Below are 18951 nucleotides of genomic sequence, written 5' to 3'. Positions count from 1 at the left end.
GACGGACCGCAAGCAAAACACGAGTGCCGAATTGCCTGAATCCGACCAGACCGCGGTCGCCGTCTCCATTGTCGTGCCGGTTCGCAACGAGGCCGACAATATTGCGCCGCTGATCGCGGAGATCGCCACGGCGCTCGACGGCCGCTGGGCCTATGAGATCGTCTACGTCAATGACGGTTCGACCGATGCGACCGGCGACCGGCTCGCCGCGATCATGAAACAGCGCTCCAATGTGCGGCAGCTCCGCCATGCCACATCGACCGGACAATCCGCGGCCGTGCGCAGCGGCGTCCGCCATGCGCGTGGCGCCATCGTCGCGACACTGGATGGCGACGGGCAGAACAATCCGGCATTCCTGCCGGACCTGATCGCGGCGATCGAGAAAGGTCAAGGCCGCGTCGGACTCGCCGCCGGCCAGCGCGTCGGTCGCAAGGACACCGGCTTCAAGAAGATGCAGTCGCGGGTCGCCAACGGCGTGCGCGGCATGATCCTGCGCGACGGCACCCGCGACACCGGCTGCGGGCTGAAGGCGTTCCCGCGCGAGGTGTTCCTGTCGATGCCTTACTTCGATGGGCTGCATCGCTTCCTGCCGGCGCTGGTGCGCCGCGAGGGTCTTGAGATCGCCTATGTCGACGTGATCGATCGCCCCCGCCATTCGGGCGTGTCGAACTATGGCTTCTTTGACCGGCTCTGGATCGGGATCATGGATCTCGCCGGCGTGTGGTGGCTGATCCGCCGCAAGAAGCCGACGCCTGATGTCACTGAAGTGAAAGACGTCACTGAGGTGACTGGTGTCACTCGAGCGACAGACGCCACCGAGGTGCACTGATGTTGATTCAATTCGGGCAGGCGCTGAACGCCTATTTCTACGACGTGTTCGTCGCCAAGTTCGACTTCTGGCTGGCCTTCGGCCTGGTCGCGCAATTGCTGTTCACCGCGCGCTTCCTGGTGCAGTGGATCTCCAGCGAGCGCGCCGGGCAGAGCGTGGTGCCGATGGCGTTCTGGTTCTTCTCGATGGGCGGCGGCTTCATGACGCTGATCTACGGCATCGCCAAGCGAGAGCCGGTCATCATCCTCGGGCAGGGGCTTGCCACGATCATCTATGTCCGCAACATCATGCTGATCGTGAAGAATCGCGGCAGGGCGTCGAAGACCTTGGACCGCTGAGCAGGGAACATCGGGACAGAGAATCCCGCGATCAAGGGAGGCAAGGATGCTGAAGTGGATCGATCCAATCCTGAATGCGGATGTCCTCTATGCGTTGCGCGCCATGGGACACGGCGACGATTTGGTGATCTGCGACACCAATTTCCCGGCCGATGCGGTGGCGCGCCAAACCGTGCTCGGCCGGCTGCTGCGCATCGACAACGTCACCTGCGGCCGGGCGGCCCGCGCGATCCTGTCGGTCCTGCCGCTGGACTCCTTTGTCGACAAGCCGGCCTTGCGAATGGAAATCGTCGGCAAGCCTGACGAGCTCCCGCCCGTGCAGGCCGAGGTGCAGCGCGAGATCGACGCGGCCGAGGGACGTTCGCTGCCGATGGCATCGACCGAGCGATTTGCCTTCTACGACCTGGCGAAGAAGGCCTATTGCGTGATCCAGACCGGCGAGCGCCGCTTCTACGGCTGCTTCATCTTCAAGAAGGGCGTCATCCCGCCCGACGCGGTCTAATCCATTGCGCTCGGCTGCACGACGCGTGCGGCGCAAATAAGACAGACATGTTTCATTACATGACCTCGCGCGTTCGCGGCGGCGTTCGTCCTTGATTGCACGTGGAGTCTCAACTCCGCGTGCATTCGTTGACTTTGAATGTTGCCGTTGCATACTCGAAACGGCCTCCGTCACCACCGCCTTGCGACAGCCATGTCCGCGAGCGGCGCATCATCACGTGTCAGGCGGCCCAATGCTTGACCTTGACGAATGTCAAAAAATGGGAGGGTTTCGTGATGAAGCAACATGATCATCAATTGCGACCGAACCGCCGCACGGTGCTGAAAGGCGCAGCAAGCGCCGCCGCACTGGGCACGTCAGGCGCGCTCGGCACGTTCTCCGACGCCGCATTCGCGCAGGCCAATCTGCGCGCGCAGATCACCCAGATTCCCGGGATCGGAAAGGGCGCGCCGACCGACGCGGACTGGCAGAAGGTCGGTGAATTGTGTCTCGGTCCAACCAAGGCAAGCGTCAAGGAAGGCGAGTTCAAGGGCGTCGAGCTCTCCTTCATGGGATTGAACAATCAGAACCTGCACAACCTGCTGTTCCGCGGCTTCCTCAAGCCATGGGAGGCCTACACGGGTGCAAAGATCTCCTGGATCGACCTCGCGCAGGCCGACTACAACCCGCGGCTGCAGCAGGCGATCGCAACCGGCACGGTCGACTTCGATATCCTGGAAATGGGCGCACCGTTCGAGGGCGATGTGTGTGGCAAGGGTCTGGCGTCGGAGATGCCGGACTGGGTCAAGAAGCAGATCGATTACGACGACTATGTCGATTACCTGAAGCCGCCGGTGGGAACCTGGGGCGGCAAGACCTATCGCGTCACGATCGACGGCGACTGCCACAATTTCAATTATCGCACCGACGTGTTCGCCGATGCGGCGCTCGCCAAGGCCTGGAAGGACGCCGGCAACAGCGGCGAATGGGGCGTGCCGCGAACCTGGCAGCAGGTGCAGGCGGTCACGAAATTCCTCAAGGGCAAGAAGATCAAGAACCAGAACGCGTTCGGCTATCTCGACGCGCCAAAACCCTGGGGCGGGTTCGGCTTCTATTTCCTGGCCAGCCGTGCCTCGGCCTATGCCAAGCATCCCGAGGACAAGGCCTGGTTGTTCGACGTCGACACGATGAAGCCGCGCATCAACAATCCGGCCTGGGTTCGCGCCATCCAGGACGTCATCGACGCGCTGCCGTTCGAGCCGGCCGATCAGCTCAACGCCGATCCCAACACGACAGGCTTCCAGCAATTCCTGGCCGGCATCGGCTCGATGATCCCGTGGTGGGGCGACATCGGCCAGGTCGCAAAAGCCAGCGACACCTCCGTGATCGGCGATATCGTCGGCTTCGACATCCTGCCGGGATCGGAGGATGTCTATAACTCCAAGACCGGCAAATGGGACAAGCTCGGCAGCGGTCCCAACTTTGCGCCGAACTGCGCCTATCTCGGCTGGGGCGTCTATGTGATGGCACGCGTCAATGGCGACGAGAAGAAGCACAAGGCGGCCTGGAGCGCGGCCGCGCATCTCGGCGGCAAGGACCTGTCGCTGTGGATGGTGATGTATCCGTCGGGCTTCCAGGCCCACCGGCTCAGCCACTTCCAGTTCGATGAGTGGACGGCCGCGGGCTACGACAAGAAGTACATCACCTCGTACCTGAACTCGCAACTCGCCTCCTACAATCACCCGAACCGCGCGGTCGAGCCGCGCATCCCCGGCATCTTCCAGTACTACAGCATTGCCGAAGACGAGCTGACCAAGATCTTCGCCGGCAAGGTCGACGCGCAGACCGGTGCGAACAATATCGCGGCGGCCTGGGAGAAGCTGACCGACCAGATCGGCCGCGAGCGGCAGATCGGGCTCTACAAGGCCTCGCTCGGCGCGTAGTCGCGCGGCTCGCGGAACCGACCATCCTCGGCTGGCGCTTCCGCGCCAGCCGAAAACTTGCCCGGAATCGCATTCCGGCACAGTCTCGTCTCCATGCAGAATTCGATCCCCGTCAGCGACGATCGTCATCACAAGCCGGCGTCCCCGCCTGCGTCCGCCGGCCGAAAGGCCGCGGGCCGGGCGCTGGTTATGCTGGCCTCGCTCGGTTTCCTGCTCGTGCTGCTGATCCAGCTGCTGCACGCGACCGGCACGATCGCGACAGGGTTTTCCGACTGGCGTCCGATCCTGATCGCCTATCTGCTCTGGGCCATCGCGTTCGGGATCGGGCAGGTGCTGACCCGCGGCGAGCGCGGGCAGCGCGCGCTGTTCCTGCTGCCGGCGGTGTTCTTCACTGTGGCTGTCGTGATCTTCCCGACGATTTTCGGGATCTATATCGCGTCGCTGGACTGGAACCTGAGTTCGATCGAGGGGCCGCGCTTCAGCGGCTTCGACAATATCAGGGGCATGCTGAACGACGCCTATTACTGGAATGCACTCGGCAACATGATCTTCTACGGCGTCGCCGTGCTCGGCGAATACGCCATCGCATTCGGCCTGGCGTTGCTCTTGAGTGCCGAGATCCGCGGGCGAAAGTTCTTTCGCGTCGTGTTCCTGCTGCCGATGATGCTCAGTCCGGTTGCGGTGAGCTGGATGATCGGCAAGTCGCTGCTGGAATATCGCTTCGGCCCGGCGGCGACGCTGGCGCGCTATCTCGGCTGGGAGAACCCGGCCTTCTTTGCATCGCCCTGGATGGCACGCTTGAGCATCCAGGCGATGGACGCCTGGGTCTCGATCCCCTTCATCATGATCATCCTGCTGGCAGGCCTGCAGGCGATGCCGCGGGAGGTGCAGGAGGCGGCGAAGGTCGACGGCGCCAATGGCTGGCAGTCGTTCTGGCACGTGACCTTTCCGATCATGCTGCCGGTCAGCATCACCGTGCTGATCATCCGCCTGATCTTCAAGCTGAAGCTCGCCGACATCGTGATCAACGTCACCGCGGGCGGGCCGGGCGGCGCCACCGATACGATTTCCAGCTTTATCTACCGCGTCTACCGCGACCGCTCGAATGTCGGCTACGGCACCGCGCTCGCCATGGTCTATCTCCTGATGATCATCGTGCTGCTGACCGTGCTGCTGCGGCTGTCGAAGCGATGGACGCAGAAGGTGGTGTGAGAGGACAGGATAGGTTCCGACCGGAGTTGCCAGATTGGCCCTAACGAGAGTGACATCGACATCAGCGAGAAGGCACCCCGTAGGGCCGCGCGCCAAGCGATCGCTCGGCCGCGCGCTGATCTACGCCGCGCTGCTGCTCTGGACCTTCATCTGCCTGTTTCCGATCTACTGGACCATCACGACGTCCTTCAAATCGGCGGTCGACGTGACGCAGGCCCACCTCGTGCCCTGGCTGGACTTTCAGCCGGACTGGAAGGGCTGGCGCTCGATCGGGCTGTCGCCGGATACGCTGTTTGCGACCTCGACAGCGCGATCCGAATTCGTCAACCGGTTCGTCAACAGCATCATCACCTCGGTCGGCGCCTCGTTCCTGGCGCTGATCCTGGGCTCGCTCGCCGCCTATGGCCTCAGCCGATTTCGCTACAAATTCGCCTGGATGCGCAATGACGACATCCTGTTCTTCTTCATGTCGCAGCTGATCCTGCCGCCGGTGGTGCTCGCGCTGCCGTTCCTGGTGCTCTACAAGGCGCTGGCGCTGCTTGACACGCGCTTCGGCCTGATCCTGCTCTACACGCTGACCGTGCTGCCGATCGTGATCTGGATCATGCGCGATCAGTTCAACTCGATCCCGATCGAGCTCGATGAGGCCGCTTTCGTCGACGGCCTCTCGACCTGGGGCGCGTTCCTGCGGATCATCCTGCCCCTCGCCATTCCCGGCATGGTCGCGGCCTTCATCCTGTCGCTGGTGCTGTGCTGGAACGAATATTTCTTCGCGGCGCTGCTGACCAGCACCGACGCGAAGACCCTGCCGGTCATGGTGGCGAGCCAGACCGGCTCGCAGGGCATCAACTGGTGGTCGATGGCGGCGCTGTCGAGTGCTGCGATCGCGCCGCTGGTGATCGTCGGCGTCTTCCTCGAGCGCTTCATCGTCAGCGGCCTGACCGCGGGCGCAGGAAAGTAGCGCTACGGCCGGCCCGGCGCCGGCAGCGCCGCGAGATCGGTCTCCGCGGTGCTGGCGCGATAGGCTTCCAGCTCGCCGGCGGCATCCAGCACGGGGTAGGCGACCGAGCAGATATGCGAGTGGATGCGACGGAGGTCGCGCAGCACGTCGAGATGCAGCGACGTCGTCTCAATGGTCTCGGGGCGTCCCTCGCGCAGCCGATCGAGATGGCGCTCGGTGGCGGCAAGCTCGGCGGCACGCAGCGCGGCCTTCTCGCCAAGCAGCTTACGCGCCTCGTTGACGTCACCCGACATGAAGATGCCGAAGGCGAGCCGCAGCGAGTCGATGGTCCGCTTGTGGAACGCCGACAGCTCCTCGGCGCCCTCGAGCGAGAATTGCAGCCGCCGCTTGATCTTCTTGGTGGCGAGCTCGCTCAGATTCTTGTCGATGATGTCGCCGATATGCTCGAGATTGATCGCAAAGGCGACGATCTCCATCGCGCGCTTGCCCTCGCGCTCGTCGAGGCTGCCGCGGGTCAGCTTCGTCACATAGAGCTTGATCGCCTCGTCGAGGCTGTCGACGCTGTTGTCCCGCTGCGAGGCCTCGTAGACCAATGCGCGGTCGTTGGTCATCATCGCCGCCATCACCTTGCGCAGCATGACCTCGACATGGTCGCCCATGTGCAGCACCTCGCGCGCGGCGTCAGCGAGCGCGAGCGACGGCGTCTCCAGCGCGCTCTCGTCAAGATAGCGCGGCCGTGACGGATCGGTCTCCTGGACGCGCTGTGGCAAGGCCTTCTTCAGGACCTTCGCGAGGCTGTCGAGCACGCCGATGAACAGCAGCGCGGTCGCGACGTTGAAGGCGATGTGGAACAGCGCCGTCGCCTTGGCGAGGTCCGGCTGCCAGGCCGGGAGATGGTCGGTGATCACCCGCAGGAACGGCGCGACCAGCAGGATGCCGACGATGCGGTTGATGAGATTGCCGAGCGGCAGGCGGTAGCTGGCGGGATCGTCGCGCCGCGCGCCTTCGACCAGGGGGTTGATGGCGCTGCCGAGATTGGCGCCGAGCACCAGCGCGAATGCGGCATAGGGCGTGATGAACTGCGAATAGGCCAGAGACATCACCAAGAGCACGCTGGCGACGCTGGAATGCACCAGCCAGGTCACGACCGCGCCGATCAGGATGCAGAGGATGGGATCGCCGGTGATCGCGCTCAGGAAGACGCGGACGCCGGGCGCATTCTCGGCCGGCGCCAGCGTGTCGAGCAGGATGTGCAGCGACAGCAGCATCAGGCCGAGCCCGATCGAGACCCGGCCGAGATCCTTGATCCGCGAGCGCGGCCCGGTCCGGAACGCGACGAGGCCGATCACGAACAGCACCGGCGCAACCGCGGCGATGTTGAACGACAGCACCTGGACGATCAGCGTGGTACCGACATTGGCGCCGAGCATGATCGCGAGCGCGGGAACCAGGCTCACCAGCCCCTCGGCGGTGAAGGAACTGGTGATCAGGCCGGTGGCGGTGGAACTCTGCAGCAGGGCAGTCAAGCCGAGGCCGGCGCCAAAGGCCGTGAAACGGTTGTTCAGCGCCTTGCCGAGCAGGCGCCGCAAATCAGGACCAAAAGCGCGCAAAATCCCGCTGTGGACCATATGCAGGCCCCACAGCAGCAGCGCCACGCCACCCAGGAGATCAAGTAAGACCATTGTTCCCATGCTCGTTCGCTTCCCGGCAAATCGAGTCGACCAGTCAGGCTAACCCCAAAAGAGTGGGGATCAACCCCTTTTATTCCCTCAGGAAACTAGCAAAACGGGTAAGCGGGCGGCTTGTCCGAGCCGCGCGTGGCGGTCGGCGCGGGTAAACGCAAAAGGGAAACAACGTCTCAATTGCGAGCGGTTCCGCTAGGCTGTTCCCAATTTTTCCTCGCTAAGGTCCGACGAACCAACAGTCATCGATCCAAGCTTGGGGATGCGAATGTTTACCAATCGCCGCAAGAGCGAACGTCGTCCGTGCCGGAACGTCGCGAAGATTCAGATGGGGACGGGCACGCTGCCGCGTGACTGCATGATCACCGACATCTCGTCGGGCGGCGTCAAGGTGATCGCCGAATATCTGGAAGTCCCCCCTGAATTCACGATCATATTCTCCGCCGACACCCGTCCGCGGCAGTGCCGGCTGGCCTGGCGGATCGGCCACGAATTCGGCGCGCAATTCGTCGATTAAGCCGCGATTTCGAATAAAGTGAGCGGCGACAGGGTTTTATCCTGCGCCGCTGGTGTCCGCGCGATCCCCGCTCAGCGGTTTCGTGACACCGCTGTAATGTGATCCTTAACCCGAATTTAGGGTTAAGCTGTGACTGTTTTGGAACTGCCGCAGTCACGAGTCGCGTTCATGTTCCAGAAATCACCCCGACAATTTAGCCGCGTAGGACGTCTTGCAGGCGCTGCCTCGTCTGTCGTCCTGCTGTTGGGGCTGGGCGCCTGCCAGACATCAGGTCCGTCAGACATCACGGGTGCGCTCGGAGACAAGGCCGAGGCCAAGGCGTCCGCCGATCCGCGGCGCGACATGGAGACCTATCGCGAGCGCGTCCGCGCCAATCCGAAGGACGCTGACGCGGCGCTGCAATACGCCAAGGCGCTACGCGCCACCGGACAGCGGGCGCAAGCCGCGGCCGTCATGGAGCAGGCGACGCTCGCCCAGCCCGGCAACAAGGCGCTGCTCGCCGGGTATGGCCGTGCGCTGGCCGACAACGGCAATTTCCAGCAGGCCTTCGACGTGCTCGGCCGCGCGCACACGCCGGAAGATCCGGATTGGCGGATCCTGTCGGCCCAGGGCGCGGTGCTCGACCAGATGGATCGGCATGACGAGGCGCGGCAGTATTATGCGAGCGCGCTCAAGATCGTGCCCGACGAGCCGCAGGTGCTGTCCAATCTCGGTCTGTCCTATCTGCTGTCGAAGGATTTGCCGCTCGCCGAGGAGACGCTGCGCAGGGCGCGCGAGCGCGCCCCGAGCGACATGCGGGTGCGAACCAATCTCGCCGTCGTCGTCGGCCTAGAGGGCCGTCAGTCCGAGGCGGAGACCATCATGAAGGCCGATCTGCCGCCGGAAGAGGGCACGGCCAATGTTGCAGCGCTGAAGCGGTTGCTCGCGCGCAAGGAAGCGGCCCGCTCCGAGAAGATTCCAGTCGCCGCCAGCAAACGCGCCGACTGAACAAATTAGAGCGCGATCACAGGATCACGCTCTATCTCATTGTCAGAAATTGATCTTTTCGGGAACCGCGCTGCGTTTCCCGAATGCGCTCAACCCACAGCGCGGCGACCACCACGGCCGCCCTGGAAGCGCTTGAGCAGCGGCGCCAGCAGCGACTCGCGCTGATCGGCGAGATCGGGCCGGCCGGTCAGGCGATGCGCGATCTGCTGGAAGGTCCTGGTGGTGCGGTGACGCGCCGAGATCTCGGCGATCATCTGGCCGTTATTGGCGGCCTCGCCGAACAGGCGGCAGTCGAACGGAATGCTGGCGATCGGCTGGCTCTCGATGGTCTTGGCGAAATCCTTGACCTCGATCTCCGGCCGCTTCGGCATGCCGACCTGATTCAGGCAGTACAGCGGCGGCCGGTCGTTGGGCCGCGATGCCTTGAGCAGGTTCATCATGTTCTTGGTGTTGCGCATGTTGGCGAGATCGGGCTCGGCGACGATCAGGATGTCGTCGGCGCCGACCAGCACGCGCTTGGTCCAGGCGGTCCATTGATGCGGCACGTCGAGCACGATGCAGGACATCGACATTCGCATGGTGTCGAAGATCGCATCGAACGCCTCGGCGCCGAAATCATAGACGTGGTCGAGGGTCGCGGGTGCCGCCAGCAGGTTGAGATTGTCGCCGCATTTGGCGAGCAGGCGCTCCATGTAGGCCGTGTCCGGCCGCTCCGGCGAGAACACCGCATTGGCGATGCCCTGCACCGGATCCTGATTGTAGTCGAGGCCGGCGGTGCCGAAGGCGAGGTCGAGATCGATCACGACGGAATCGAGGCCGAGGTCGCGGGCGATCGACCAGGCGACGTTGTGGGCGACCGTGGAGGCGCCGACGCCGCCCTTGGCGCCGGCGACCGCGATCAGGCGGCCGGCCGAGACCTGCTCGGACGACGAGAACAGGCTGCAGATCGAGCGAACGATGTCGAGCACCTGGATCGGACCCACCACGTAATCGTTGACGCCGCGGCGCACCAGTTCGCGATAGGGCGCGACATCGGTGGCGCTGCCGAGCACGACCACGCGGGTGCCGGGGTCGCAGACGGTGGCGAGCTCGTCGAGCCCGGCGAGGATGTCGCTGTCCGGCTCGGTCTCGATCACAATGACGTTCGGCGTCGGCGCCTTGTGATAGGCATCGATGGCGGCGACGACGCCGCCCATGTGCACCGACAGATGCGCCTTGGCGAGGCGGCGATCCTCGGCGGCCGCCTTGGCGGAGGCGGCGGTCGCGATCGTCGCGCAGAACGCCTGGACCGAAATGCGGGGGGCCGGCGCGATATACTCGTCGGCGTGCGGCCGTTCTTGATCTTGTTGCGCGCTCATTTGCCTGTGTCGCTCAGTTTGGCCTTGTCGACTTCGGGGTAGGTCGTGGCAGTCGGATTGCCCTTGCGATAGCGGTCGAACGCGATGTCGCGGCGGGGCTGGTAGGCCGGGGTCTCGCTGCGCGGCTGCTCGAGATCGGACGGGTTCTCGACCATCGCGGCGATGTTGCGCTGGGTGGCGCAGCCGAAATTGTAATACTGCTTGTTCTCGTTGTAGCCGGGATCGTAGATCGACGGTCCGAGATCGGCCGGCCAGGTGCCGCAGGGACCGGCAACCGCCTTCATGCGCGGGAAGCTGAGGCGAATGGTGGCGAGCTCGCGCGGATCGTCGCTCCGGTAGGGCCGCCTGGTGATGGCGTGGCCGGGCACGCCGCGCTGGGTCAGCATGCTCCGGATTTCCTGATAGATGGCGGAGGCGGCGCGGGCGTTCGGTCCCTCCGACGGCACGTCGGCGATGAAGCCGCCGGTGCCTTCGCGGGCCCAGCGCCGGGCCATGCCGGCGACGTCGTCACGCTGCGTCTCCGTCATGTTGCCGCGGTTGCGGCCGACGAAGATGACGATCGACTGCTCGCCTTCGGTGACGGCGATCGGATGGCGGAGCCGATAGTCGTCAGGCACCGTTCCCGTCACGATATCCGGGCTCGTCAGGTTGCAGCCGCCGAGTGCGACGGAGACCGCGAAGAGGGCGCCGGTGAACGGCAATGTTCCAAAACGGCCTGCGTGAAGCTTGCGTGTCATCGTTTGATCCCCAATCTCGCGATGCGCTCAGTCGATGATGAAGCCGAAATTGGCGGGCGTGGCGCCGATCGGCTCGGCGCGTGCGGCAACGCCGTAGATGCGGTTGATGCGGGCGAGCAGGGCCGACTGGGCATCGGATGCCGGCGCAAAGCCGTCATCCGGGCGCGACAATTCCTTCTGCGCCACGGCGCGCACCACATAGGGCGTCACGATGACCATCAGCTCGGTCTCGTGATTGATGAAATCCTGGCTGCGGAACAGCTGGCCGAGGATCGGGATCTGGTCGACGCCGGGCATGCCGTTGACGGCCTGCTTGGTCTGTTCCTGGATCAGGCCGGCCATCGCGACCGAGCCCCCGGACGGCACTTCCAGCGTGGTGTCGGCGCGGCGGGTCTTGATCGAGGGAATGGTGGTTCCGTTGGCGCCGCCGGTCAGCGCGTTCTCGGTGGAGATTTCCGACACTTCGGTCATCACCTTCAGGCTGATGCGGCCTTCGGTCAGCACCACCGGGGTGAAGTTGAGCGAGATGCCGAACTTCTTGAAGCTGACGGTCTGGACGCACTGGCCGATCGTGCCCGACGTCGTGGTCTGGCAGGTCACGCCGGTCGGGATCGGGAATTCGCCGCCCGAGATGAACGTTGCCGACTCGCCCGAGATCGCCGTGAGATTGGGTTCGGCCAGGGTCCGGACCACGCCCGCGCTTTCCATCGCCCGCAGCGTCGCGGTAACCGTCGGCACGCCGGCCTTGTTCAGGGCGGCGCCGGTCAGCGCATTGGTCGAGACGAGCGGAGCGTTGTTGGCGGTGAAGGGATTGCTGTTGTTGAAGACCACGGCGGCGGTGCCGTAGTTCATGTTGGCGCTGAGATCGACGCCCAGCTGCTTGATGATGTCGCGCCGCACTTCGGCGACGGTGACCTTCAGCATCACCTGGTCGCGGCCGCGCACCACGATGGAGTTGACGACCTTGTCGGCGCCGCCGACCAGGCGCGCCGCGACTTCACCGGCGGTCGTGGCCTCGACCGGGCTCGACACCGATCCGGTCAGGATCACGCTGTCGCCGACGCCCTCGATATTGACGCCGGGAATGCTCTGCTGCAGGGCGGCGCGGATGCCGTTGAGGTCGCGCTTGATCGCGATGTCGTAGGAGGCGACCTGATTGCCGTCGCCGTCGAAGAACACGACGTTGGTCTGGCCGACCGCGGCGCCGATGATGTAGGCGCGCTGCGCCGAGCGGATCACCGCATTGGCGATCTTTGGATCGGCGACCAGGACGTCCTTGGCCTCGCGGGGCAGGTCGACCACGACCGACTTGCCGACGCCGAGCGCCACGAAGCGGGTCTTGACCGGGATCGAGCCGGTCACCGTGATGGCCGGGCTCTTGTCCTTGTCTTTGTCCTTATCCGGCTCGGTCGCGATGGCCGGCGACAGGGCAGGGCCCAGCGTCAGCGCGGCGACCGCCGAAAACGACAGCATGCGCGCCAGCGAGGTCCGCATGGTCCGTTGATGTTCACCCCTCGTCATACCCCAGATCCCCCAAAGATCACTTCTGTGTCGTCGTCGAGCTCAGCACGCCGTAGCGAAACACGCTGATGCCCTGGCCCCGCTTCGGGGCCGCTTCGTCTGATGTTGAATTCTCGACCATGTTGACGTCGGCGATGCTGCGCAGCGCGAGCGACAGCACACCGGTCTGCCGGGCGCGGGCCAGCGTCTCGGCCTGCTCGGGCTTGAGCTCCAGCGTCACGGTCTTGCCGACCAGCGAGTTCATGCCTTCCTTCTCCTTCGGCGCCTGGTCGATCGCGAGCACGCGCACATTCGAGATCAGGATTTCGGAGGAGATGATGTCGGGACCGGTCTTGTCCGGGTTCTTGTCGCGGCGGGACAGGATCACGTCGACGCGGTCGTTCGGCAGGATGAAGCCGCCGGCGCCGGTCTCGGGCGAGATTTCGGTGGAGACCGCGCGCATGCCGCTCGGCAGGATCGCGGCCATGAAGCCGCTGCCATTGGCCTTGACCAGCTTCTGCTCGCGGATCGGCTCGCCCTGGATGAAGGGCGTGCGTGCGATCGAGCCGATCACGTCTTTCATCGCTTCAGGCGCGGTGTCCCGGCGCAGGAAGCTCGCGCTGGCGGTCTCGGCCGGCCAGGTCTGCCATTGCAGATCCTCCGGCTTCACGGCCTGGCCAAGCCCGATGTCGGACTTGGCGACCAGCACTTCAACGGTGGGAAGTTGTGCGACGGGGGCTACGGGGGCGGCGGGCTTGCTGTGGTCGGCCCCACTCGCGAGATACATGGCGGCCAGACCGGCAACACCGGCAATGGCCAGCACCACGATGCGTGCGGTTTTCATACGCTGTCTACTCTTACACTGACCTGTCACGACCCCCCGGTCGCGGCAGCCCTTCCCGTAAGCAGCAGTACGGCAGCAAAAGTGTAGAGGAACTTGATAGGCCTAACGGCGCGTTCCGGGATTGTCGGGGATGGTGAACGGCGAGTTATCGCAGTCGTTCACATCTCCGCAAAATCACGGAGACATCGGCAGTTGCGACGTTCGTCCTAGCGTCCGCAAACGTGCAGGACGCGCCTGCTTAACGGTACGTCGTGCGCGATCGCGAGGACGTCAGAGCGCAGCTTTCAGCGCAGCAAAACCGCGATCGAGATCGGTCTTGAGGTCGTCGGTGTTCTCCAGCCCGATATGCAGCCGCAGCGTCGGGCCACCGGGCGACCACTTGGTCGCGGTGCGATACTCGTTGCAGTCGAACGGGATGATCAGGCTCTCGAAGCCGCCCCAGGAGAAGCCCATGCCGAACAGCTTGACCGTGTCGAGCAGGGTATCGACCGCCTTCTGCGGCGCCGGCTTCAGCACGATGCTGAACAGGCCGGAGGCGCCGGTGAAGTCGCGCTTCCAGATGGTGTGACCGGGATCGGTCTCGAGGCCCGGATGCAGCACGCGCGCGACTTCGGGCCGTGCGGCGAGCCAGCGCGCCATCTCGAGCCCGGAACGATGGTGCTGCGCCAGCCGTACCGACAGCGTGCGTACGCCGCGCAGCGCGAGATAGACGTCGTCGGGGCCGGCGCAGACGCCGAGCTGGCGGATGCCATCCGTGATCAGCGGCCACGCCTTGGCATTGGCCGAGATGGTGCCGAACATGATGTCGGAATGGCCGCCGATATATTTGGTTGCGGCCTGCATGCTGATGTCGACGCCGAGATCGAGCGAACGATGGAAGAGCGGTGTCGCCCAGGTATTGTCGTCGATCACGAGCGCGTCCTTGGCATGCGCGACCGCGGCGATGGCCGGGATGTCGGGCATCTCGAACGACTGCGAGCCCGGCGCCTCGACCAGCACCGCCCTGGTGTTCGGCTTGAACAGCTTTTCGATGCCGGCGCCGATCAGGGGATCGAAATACTCCGTCGTGATGCCAAGCCGCGTCAGCATGCCGTTGCAGAAGTTGCGCGTCGGCCGATAGACGTTGTCGCAGACCAGGAGATGATCGCCGGTCTTGAGCACCGCGAGCAGGGTGGTGGTGATGGCGGCAAGGCCGGAGGGCGCCAGGCCAACGCCGGCGCATTGCGGGCCTTCGAGGCCTTTCAGCACGTCCTGCAGCGCCCGCGTCGTCGGGCTGCCGTGACGGCCATAGGTGAATTCGGCGCGATGGGCGTGCAGGTCCTCGGCGGTCGGGTAGAGCACGGTGGAACCGTGAAACACCGGCGGGTTCACAAAGCCCTTTTGCGCCTTGGGATCGCGGCCGGCGGTGACCAATCGGGTTTCGGGCTGTTGCGGGGTAGAGGGGCGGGAGCCGTGCGAGGAATCCATGCGGGGTCGCCGTTCAAGACTTTTTGCCACAGCCATGCCGCATCGGGATAATGCGGCATGCCGGGGACTGGTTACTAACAGGACGCGGAAGAGGCGCGTCAACCCCTTGACCCGGCCCGCCAGTCGCTATGTGATGCGCCGCAACTATCCTGTCGCCGCATGTTGAGGGGCCTGCCGCGACCTTCGATCCGTTGTCCGACCGCATTGCAGGCAATCTGCCGGTCGAATCAGCATCTTGGCTGAGGCGGATCACGGGGTTGGCCCGTTACCTGCAAGGCGATCCAAGCAACGTCCACAAGGACGACCCTGAAAGGCCCCGCCTATGAAACGCGTCTCCCTGGCTGTCTCACTTGCCGCCGCTGCCGCTCTGTCGGTCACCGCCGCCTCGGCGCAAACCCTCAAGACGATCAAGGACCGCGGCACGCTGTCCTGCGGCGTCAGCCAGGGCCTGCCCGGCTTCTCGTCGCCGGACGACAAGGGCAACTGGACCGGGCTCGACGTCGACGTCTGCCGGGCCATCGCGGCTGCCGTGCTCAACGATCCGACCAAGATCAAGTTCGTGCCGCTGTCGGCCAAGGACCGCTTCACCGCGCTGCAGTCGGGCGAGATCGACGTGCTGTCGCGCAACACCACCTGGACGATCTCGCGCGACACCTCGCTCGGCGCCAACTTCACCGGCGTGACCTATTATGACGGGCAGGGCTTCATGGTGAAGAAGTCGCTCAAGGTGAACTCGGCACTGGAACTGAACAGCGCCTCGGTCTGCGTGCAGACCGGCACCACGACCGAGCTGAACCTCGCCGACTACTTCAAGGGCAACAACATGAAGTACGAGGTGATCGCGTTCGGCACCATCGACGAGGCGGTCAAGGCCTACGAGTCCGGCCGCTGCGACGTGTTCACCGACGACGTCTCGGGCCTCTATGCCAGCCGCCTGAAGCTCGCCAATCCGGCCGACCACGTCGTGCTGCCGGAGGTGATCTCCAAGGAGCCGCTCGGCCCGATGGTGCGCCATGGCGACGACCAGTGGTTCGACATCGTGAAGTGGACGCTGTTTGCGATGATCACCGCCGAAGAGCTCGGCGTCACCCAGAAGAACGTCGACGAGATGGCGAAATCGGACAAGCCGGAGATGAAGCGCGTGTTCGGCACCGACGGCAATCTCGGCGAACAGCTCGGCCTGACCAAGGACTGGGTGTCACGGATCGTGAAGGCGGTCGGCAATTACGGCGAGGCGTTCGACCGCAATGTCGGCACCGGCTCCAAGCTCGGCATCGCCCGCGGCCTCAACAATCTCTGGAACAAGGGTGGGATCCAGTACGCGCCGCCGATCCGCTGATCGCAAAACCGCGGCTGACGGCGAATGTCGATCGCGCCTCGAAAACCACCCTCGCAGACGCTGGCAACCCTGCAGCGCGCGCTCGGCGGTCGCTCGGGGTGGAGCGGCTTCGTCGTCCAGCTGTTGTTTGCCGCCATCCTCGGCTGGCTGGCCTATGAAATCATCGCGAATGCCCGCGCCAATCTGCAGGCGCAGCGGATCACCGCGGGCTTCGACTTCCTGCGCAACAATGCAGGCTTCGACGTCAACCAGACCCTGATTCCCTACTCGGGGGCCGACAGCTACACCCGCGTGTTCGTGGTCGGCCTGCTCAATACGCTGCTGGTCTCGGTGATCGGCATCGTGTTCTCGACGATCCTCGGCTTCATCGTCGCGCTTGGACGGCTATCGCCGAACTGGCTGTTGTCGAAACTTGCGGGCGGCTATGTCGAGTTGATCCGCAATCTGCCGCTGCTGTTCCAGATCCTGTTCTGGTACCTCGCGGTGCTCGGAGCATTGCCCAATCCCCGGCAAAGCATCTCGCTGTTCGGCCTGGTCTTCCTGAGCAATCGCGGCCTCATCGTGCCGCGGCCGATCGGGGAGGTTGGTTTCGAGCCGTTCGTCGTTGCCGTCCTGGTCGGCATCGTCGTGGCGATCGCGCTGTGGCGCTATGCGCGCAAGCAGCTCTATCAGCATGGCCACGTCGTGAAGGTCTGGCCGTACGCGCTCGGGGCCGTGATCGGCCTGCCGCTGATCATGGCACTGGTGTTCGGCGCACCCGTGACGTTCGAAGTCCCTGTGCTGAAGGGGTTCAATTTCGCCGGCGGCTCGCGCCTGATCCCGGAATTCGTAGCGCTGGCGCTGGCACTGTCGATCTACACGGCGGCCTTCATCGCCGAGATCGTGCGCGCCGGCATCCTCTCGGTGCACAAGGGGCAGATGGAGGCGGGCTCCTCGCTCGGCCTGCAGCGCGGTACGGTGCTGCGGTTGATCGTGATCCCGCAGGCGCTGCGGGTGATCCTGCCGCCGCTGACCAACCAGTACCTCAACGTAACCAAGAACTCCTCGCTCGCGGTCGCTATCGGCTATCCCGATCTGGTCTCGGTGTTCGCCGGCACGAGCCTGAGCCAGACCGGGCAGGCGATCGAGATCATCGGCATCACGATGGGCGTCTATCTCCTGATCTCGCTGGTCACCAGCGCCATCATGAGCGTCTATGGCTGGCGCATCAGCAGGAGCATGGGCTGATGAACGACGGCCTGCCCACGACCTTCGTTCGCCAGGAGCTCGTCTCCGAACGTCCCGCGCCGGTGAAGACCACGGGCCTTGTCGGCTTCCTGCGCACCCGCCTGTTCAACTCGCCGACCAACATTCTCGTCACCATCATCTGCGCGCTGCTGCTCGGAGTGGTGCTGGTGCCGGCGATCAAGTTCCTGCTGATCGACGCGGTCTGGCGCGGCACCGATCGCAACGCCTGTCTGCAGGAAAACGCCGGCCGCGTCGTCGGCGCCTGCTGGCCGTTCATCCAGGCCAAGTTCGGTCAGTTCATCTACGGCTTCTATCCGGAGCCGGAGCGTTGGCGGGTCAATCTCACATTCTTGCTCGCGGCGGTGTTGCTGCTGCCGCTGCTGATTCCGCGGCTGCCGGCCAAGGGTCTGAATGCCGGCCTGTTCTTCCTGGCGTTTCCGGTGGTCGCGTTCTTCCTGTTGCATGGCGGCGGGCTCGACGGCTTTGCGCTGAGCTGGATCACGTCGCTTCTTTCGGGCTTCAACGACTCGATCGGCGAGGGCGGCCACAAGCTTGCCATGGCAGGTGAAACGACCGCCGTGCTCGGCCCGCTGTTGTGGCTGCTCGGCAAGCTGATCATGGCGGTCAGCCTGGTCATCTCCTGGCTGCTGTATCCGCTGGTCTGGCTGCGCGATGCGATCCAGGCCGCGGGCCGGCCCGTTTGGATCGATCTCCTCCTCACCGCCGTGATCGTCTCTGCGCTGCTGTTCGTGCTCGGCGGCGGCATGCGCACCGGATGGCGGCCGCTGATCATGAGCCTTGCGACCTTTGCCGGCATCGGGCTCGTGATCGCGATCATGGGGCTCGACCGCGGCGGACTACCGGTGGTCGACACGCGGCTGTGGGGTGGGCTGCTGGTGACGCTGGTCGTCTCCGTCACCGGCATCGTCGCCTCGATGCCGGTCGGCATCGCGCTGGCGCTCGGGCGGCGCTCGACGATTCCGCTGATCCGGATCTTCTCGATCGCCTTCATCGAGGTCTGGCGCGGCGTCCCGCTGATCACGGTGCTTTTCTTTGCGACCTACATGCTGCCGCTGTTCGTGCCGACCGGCATCACCATCGACGGCCTGATGCGCGCGCTGATCGGCATTGCGTTGTTCGCCGGCGCCTATCAGGCCGAGGTGGTCCGCGGCGGCCTCGCCGCAATCCCGCGCGGGCAGGGCGAGGCGGCGAATGCGCTCGGCCTGTCCTGGTGGAAGACCACGTTCCTGATCGTGTTGCCGCAGGCGCTACGCCACGTCATTCCCGGCCTCGTCAACAGCTTCATCGCGCTGTTCAAGGACACCTCGCTGGTGTCGATCGTGGCGCTGTTCGACCTGCTCGGACAGCTTCGCGCCGCCTTCGCCGATCCGGTCTGGTCGACGCCGACCACGGCCTTCACCGGTTTTGCCTTTGTCGGGCTGGTCTATTTCATGTTCTGTTTTGGCATGTCGCGCTACTCGCTGTTCGTCGAGAACAGGCTGAATGCGCATCGACGCAACTGAGGGACT

17 protein-coding genes are annotated in these 18951 nt (G+C 64.7%); 11 read left to right on the top strand and 6 right to left on the bottom strand.

Translation table 11 applies throughout. From position 1 onward, the window contains the following. The first annotated feature begins 31 nt into the window (after positions 1-31). From JQ604_RS16435 to JQ604_RS16410, 6 genes are all read left to right on the top strand, one after another. Positions 32-829: a glycosyltransferase family 2 protein gene (locus JQ604_RS16435; RefSeq protein WP_212358455.1), complete on the top strand. Its 798-nt coding sequence runs from the start codon at positions 32-34 to the stop codon at positions 827-829. Continuing rightward, positions 829-1167: a lipid-A-disaccharide synthase N-terminal domain-containing protein gene (locus tag JQ604_RS16430; protein WP_212358454.1), complete on the top strand. Its 339-nt coding sequence runs from the start codon at positions 829-831 to the stop codon at positions 1165-1167. Before JQ604_RS16435 ends, JQ604_RS16430 begins: the two co-directional genes overlap by 1 nt. Positions 1168-1213: 46 nt before the next feature. Then, positions 1214-1669 carry an RbsD/FucU family protein gene (locus JQ604_RS16425; protein ID WP_212358453.1) on the top strand — a complete coding sequence of 152 codons (456 nt, stop codon included), beginning with the start codon at positions 1214-1216 and terminating at the stop codon, positions 1667-1669. Between the two features lie 275 nt (positions 1670-1944). After that, positions 1945-3591 (top strand): extracellular solute-binding protein, encoded by a 1647-nt coding sequence (locus tag JQ604_RS16420; RefSeq protein WP_212358452.1) that lies wholly within the window; start codon positions 1945-1947, stop codon positions 3589-3591. 93 nt (positions 3592-3684) lie between these two features. After that, entirely contained in the window at positions 3685-4803 is a 1119-nt protein-coding gene (locus tag JQ604_RS16415) for a carbohydrate ABC transporter permease (RefSeq protein ID WP_212358451.1), read from the top strand. 49 nt (positions 4804-4852) lie between these two features. Then, the gene (locus JQ604_RS16410) at positions 4853-5764 is read left to right on the top strand and encodes a carbohydrate ABC transporter permease (RefSeq protein ID WP_212358650.1); all 912 of its coding nucleotides are present in this window, start codon (positions 4853-4855) and stop codon (positions 5762-5764) included. 2 nt (positions 5765-5766) lie between these two features. On the opposite strand, the gene JQ604_RS16405 is transcribed toward JQ604_RS16410, so the two are convergent. Then, entirely contained in the window at positions 5767-7455 is a 1689-nt protein-coding gene (locus JQ604_RS16405) for a Na/Pi cotransporter family protein (protein WP_212358450.1), read from the bottom strand. Between the two features lie 259 nt (positions 7456-7714). Between JQ604_RS16405 and JQ604_RS16400 the strand changes: the two genes are divergently transcribed. Further along, complete coding sequence (locus tag JQ604_RS16400; RefSeq protein ID WP_212358449.1) at positions 7715-7963, top strand: PilZ domain-containing protein; 249 nt, start codon at positions 7715-7717, stop codon at positions 7961-7963. Positions 7964-8131: 168 nt separating this feature from the next. Next, positions 8132-8950 carry a tetratricopeptide repeat protein gene (locus JQ604_RS16395; protein ID WP_212358448.1) on the top strand — a complete coding sequence of 273 codons (819 nt, stop codon included), beginning with the start codon at positions 8132-8134 and terminating at the stop codon, positions 8948-8950. 89 nt (positions 8951-9039) lie between these two features. On the opposite strand, the gene JQ604_RS16390 is transcribed toward JQ604_RS16395, so the two are convergent. The 5 genes from JQ604_RS16390 to metC all read right to left on the bottom strand — a co-directional run bounded on the left by JQ604_RS16390 (position 9040) and on the right by metC (position 14856). After that, positions 9040-10308 carry an AAA family ATPase gene (locus JQ604_RS16390; protein WP_212358447.1) on the bottom strand — a complete coding sequence of 423 codons (1269 nt, stop codon included), beginning with the start codon at positions 10306-10308 and terminating at the stop codon, positions 9040-9042. Continuing rightward, the gene (locus JQ604_RS16385) at positions 10305-11045 is read right to left on the bottom strand and encodes a CpaD family pilus assembly protein (RefSeq protein ID WP_212358446.1); all 741 of its coding nucleotides are present in this window, start codon (positions 11043-11045) and stop codon (positions 10305-10307) included. Before JQ604_RS16385 ends, JQ604_RS16390 begins: the two co-directional genes overlap by 4 nt. 27 nt (positions 11046-11072) lie before the next feature. Continuing rightward, complete coding sequence (locus JQ604_RS16380; RefSeq protein ID WP_249158297.1) at positions 11073-12566, bottom strand: type II and III secretion system protein family protein; 1494 nt, start codon at positions 12564-12566, stop codon at positions 11073-11075. Between the two features lie 19 nt (positions 12567-12585). Continuing rightward, on the bottom strand, positions 12586-13389 hold the full coding sequence (gene cpaB, locus JQ604_RS16375) for a Flp pilus assembly protein CpaB (protein WP_212358445.1): 804 nt from the start codon (positions 13387-13389) through the stop codon (positions 12586-12588). 270 nt (positions 13390-13659) lie between these two features. Beyond that, positions 13660-14856, bottom strand: coding sequence for a cystathionine beta-lyase (gene metC / locus JQ604_RS16370; protein ID WP_212358444.1), 1197 nt, complete (start codon positions 14854-14856; stop codon positions 13660-13662). 322 nt (positions 14857-15178) lie between these two features. Here metC and JQ604_RS16365 point away from each other — a divergent pair, with 322 nt between their 5' ends. The 3 genes from JQ604_RS16365 to JQ604_RS16355 are packed head-to-tail and all read left to right on the top strand — an operon-like array spanning position 15179 to position 18945. Further along, positions 15179-16195 (top strand): amino acid ABC transporter substrate-binding protein, encoded by a 1017-nt coding sequence (locus JQ604_RS16365; protein WP_212358443.1) that lies wholly within the window; start codon positions 15179-15181, stop codon positions 16193-16195. Positions 16196-16219: 24 nt separating this feature from the next. Beyond that, positions 16220-17422, top strand: coding sequence for an amino acid ABC transporter permease (locus tag JQ604_RS16360; RefSeq protein ID WP_212358442.1), 1203 nt, complete (start codon positions 16220-16222; stop codon positions 17420-17422). Further along, entirely contained in the window at positions 17422-18945 is a 1524-nt protein-coding gene (locus JQ604_RS16355; protein WP_212358441.1) for an amino acid ABC transporter permease, read from the top strand. The genes JQ604_RS16360 and JQ604_RS16355 overlap by 1 nt, the downstream gene beginning before the upstream one ends. Positions 18946-18951 lie beyond the last annotated feature (6 nt).

The organism is Bradyrhizobium jicamae (assembly GCF_018130695.1).
In the GTDB taxonomy this organism is placed as follows: Bacteria; Pseudomonadota; Alphaproteobacteria; order Rhizobiales; family Xanthobacteraceae; genus Bradyrhizobium; species Bradyrhizobium jicamae_B.
The sequence above is the reverse complement of the archived record's forward strand: the minus strand, read 5'-3'. Positions and strand labels throughout refer to the sequence as shown.

What these genes read in the sequence shown, in the direction of transcription:
- JQ604_RS16430 (WP_212358454.1), top strand. Translation starts at nt 829, where the DNA reads ATGTTGATTCAATTCGGGCAGGCGCTGAACGCCTATTTCTACGACGTG.
- JQ604_RS16425 (WP_212358453.1), top strand. Translation starts at nt 1,214, where the DNA reads ATGCTGAAGTGGATCGATCCAATCCTGAATGCGGATGTCCTCTATGCG.
- JQ604_RS16420 (WP_212358452.1), top strand. Translation starts at nt 1,945, where the DNA reads ATGAAGCAACATGATCATCAATTGCGACCGAACCGCCGCACGGTGCTG.
- JQ604_RS16415 (WP_212358451.1), top strand. Translation starts at nt 3,685, where the DNA reads ATGCAGAATTCGATCCCCGTCAGCGACGATCGTCATCACAAGCCGGCG.
- JQ604_RS16405 (WP_212358450.1), bottom strand. Translation starts at nt 7,455, where the DNA reads ATGGGAACAATGGTCTTACTTGATCTCCTGGGTGGCGTGGCGCTGCTG.
- JQ604_RS16400 (WP_212358449.1), top strand. Translation starts at nt 7,715, where the DNA reads ATGTTTACCAATCGCCGCAAGAGCGAACGTCGTCCGTGCCGGAACGTC.
- JQ604_RS16395 (WP_212358448.1), top strand. Translation starts at nt 8,132, where the DNA reads ATGTTCCAGAAATCACCCCGACAATTTAGCCGCGTAGGACGTCTTGCA.
- JQ604_RS16390 (WP_212358447.1), bottom strand. Translation starts at nt 10,308, where the DNA reads ATGAGCGCGCAACAAGATCAAGAACGGCCGCACGCCGACGAGTATATC.
- JQ604_RS16385 (WP_212358446.1), bottom strand. Translation starts at nt 11,045, where the DNA reads ATGACACGCAAGCTTCACGCAGGCCGTTTTGGAACATTGCCGTTCACC.
- JQ604_RS16380 (WP_249158297.1), bottom strand. Translation starts at nt 12,566, where the DNA reads ATGACGAGGGGTGAACATCAACGGACCATGCGGACCTCGCTGGCGCGC.
- cpaB (WP_212358445.1), bottom strand. Translation starts at nt 13,389, where the DNA reads ATGAAAACCGCACGCATCGTGGTGCTGGCCATTGCCGGTGTTGCCGGT.
- metC (WP_212358444.1), bottom strand. Translation starts at nt 14,856, where the DNA reads ATGGATTCCTCGCACGGCTCCCGCCCCTCTACCCCGCAACAGCCCGAA.
- JQ604_RS16365 (WP_212358443.1), top strand. Translation starts at nt 15,179, where the DNA reads ATGAAACGCGTCTCCCTGGCTGTCTCACTTGCCGCCGCTGCCGCTCTG.
- JQ604_RS16360 (WP_212358442.1), top strand. Translation starts at nt 16,220, where the DNA reads ATGTCGATCGCGCCTCGAAAACCACCCTCGCAGACGCTGGCAACCCTG.
- JQ604_RS16355 (WP_212358441.1), top strand. Translation starts at nt 17,422, where the DNA reads ATGAACGACGGCCTGCCCACGACCTTCGTTCGCCAGGAGCTCGTCTCC.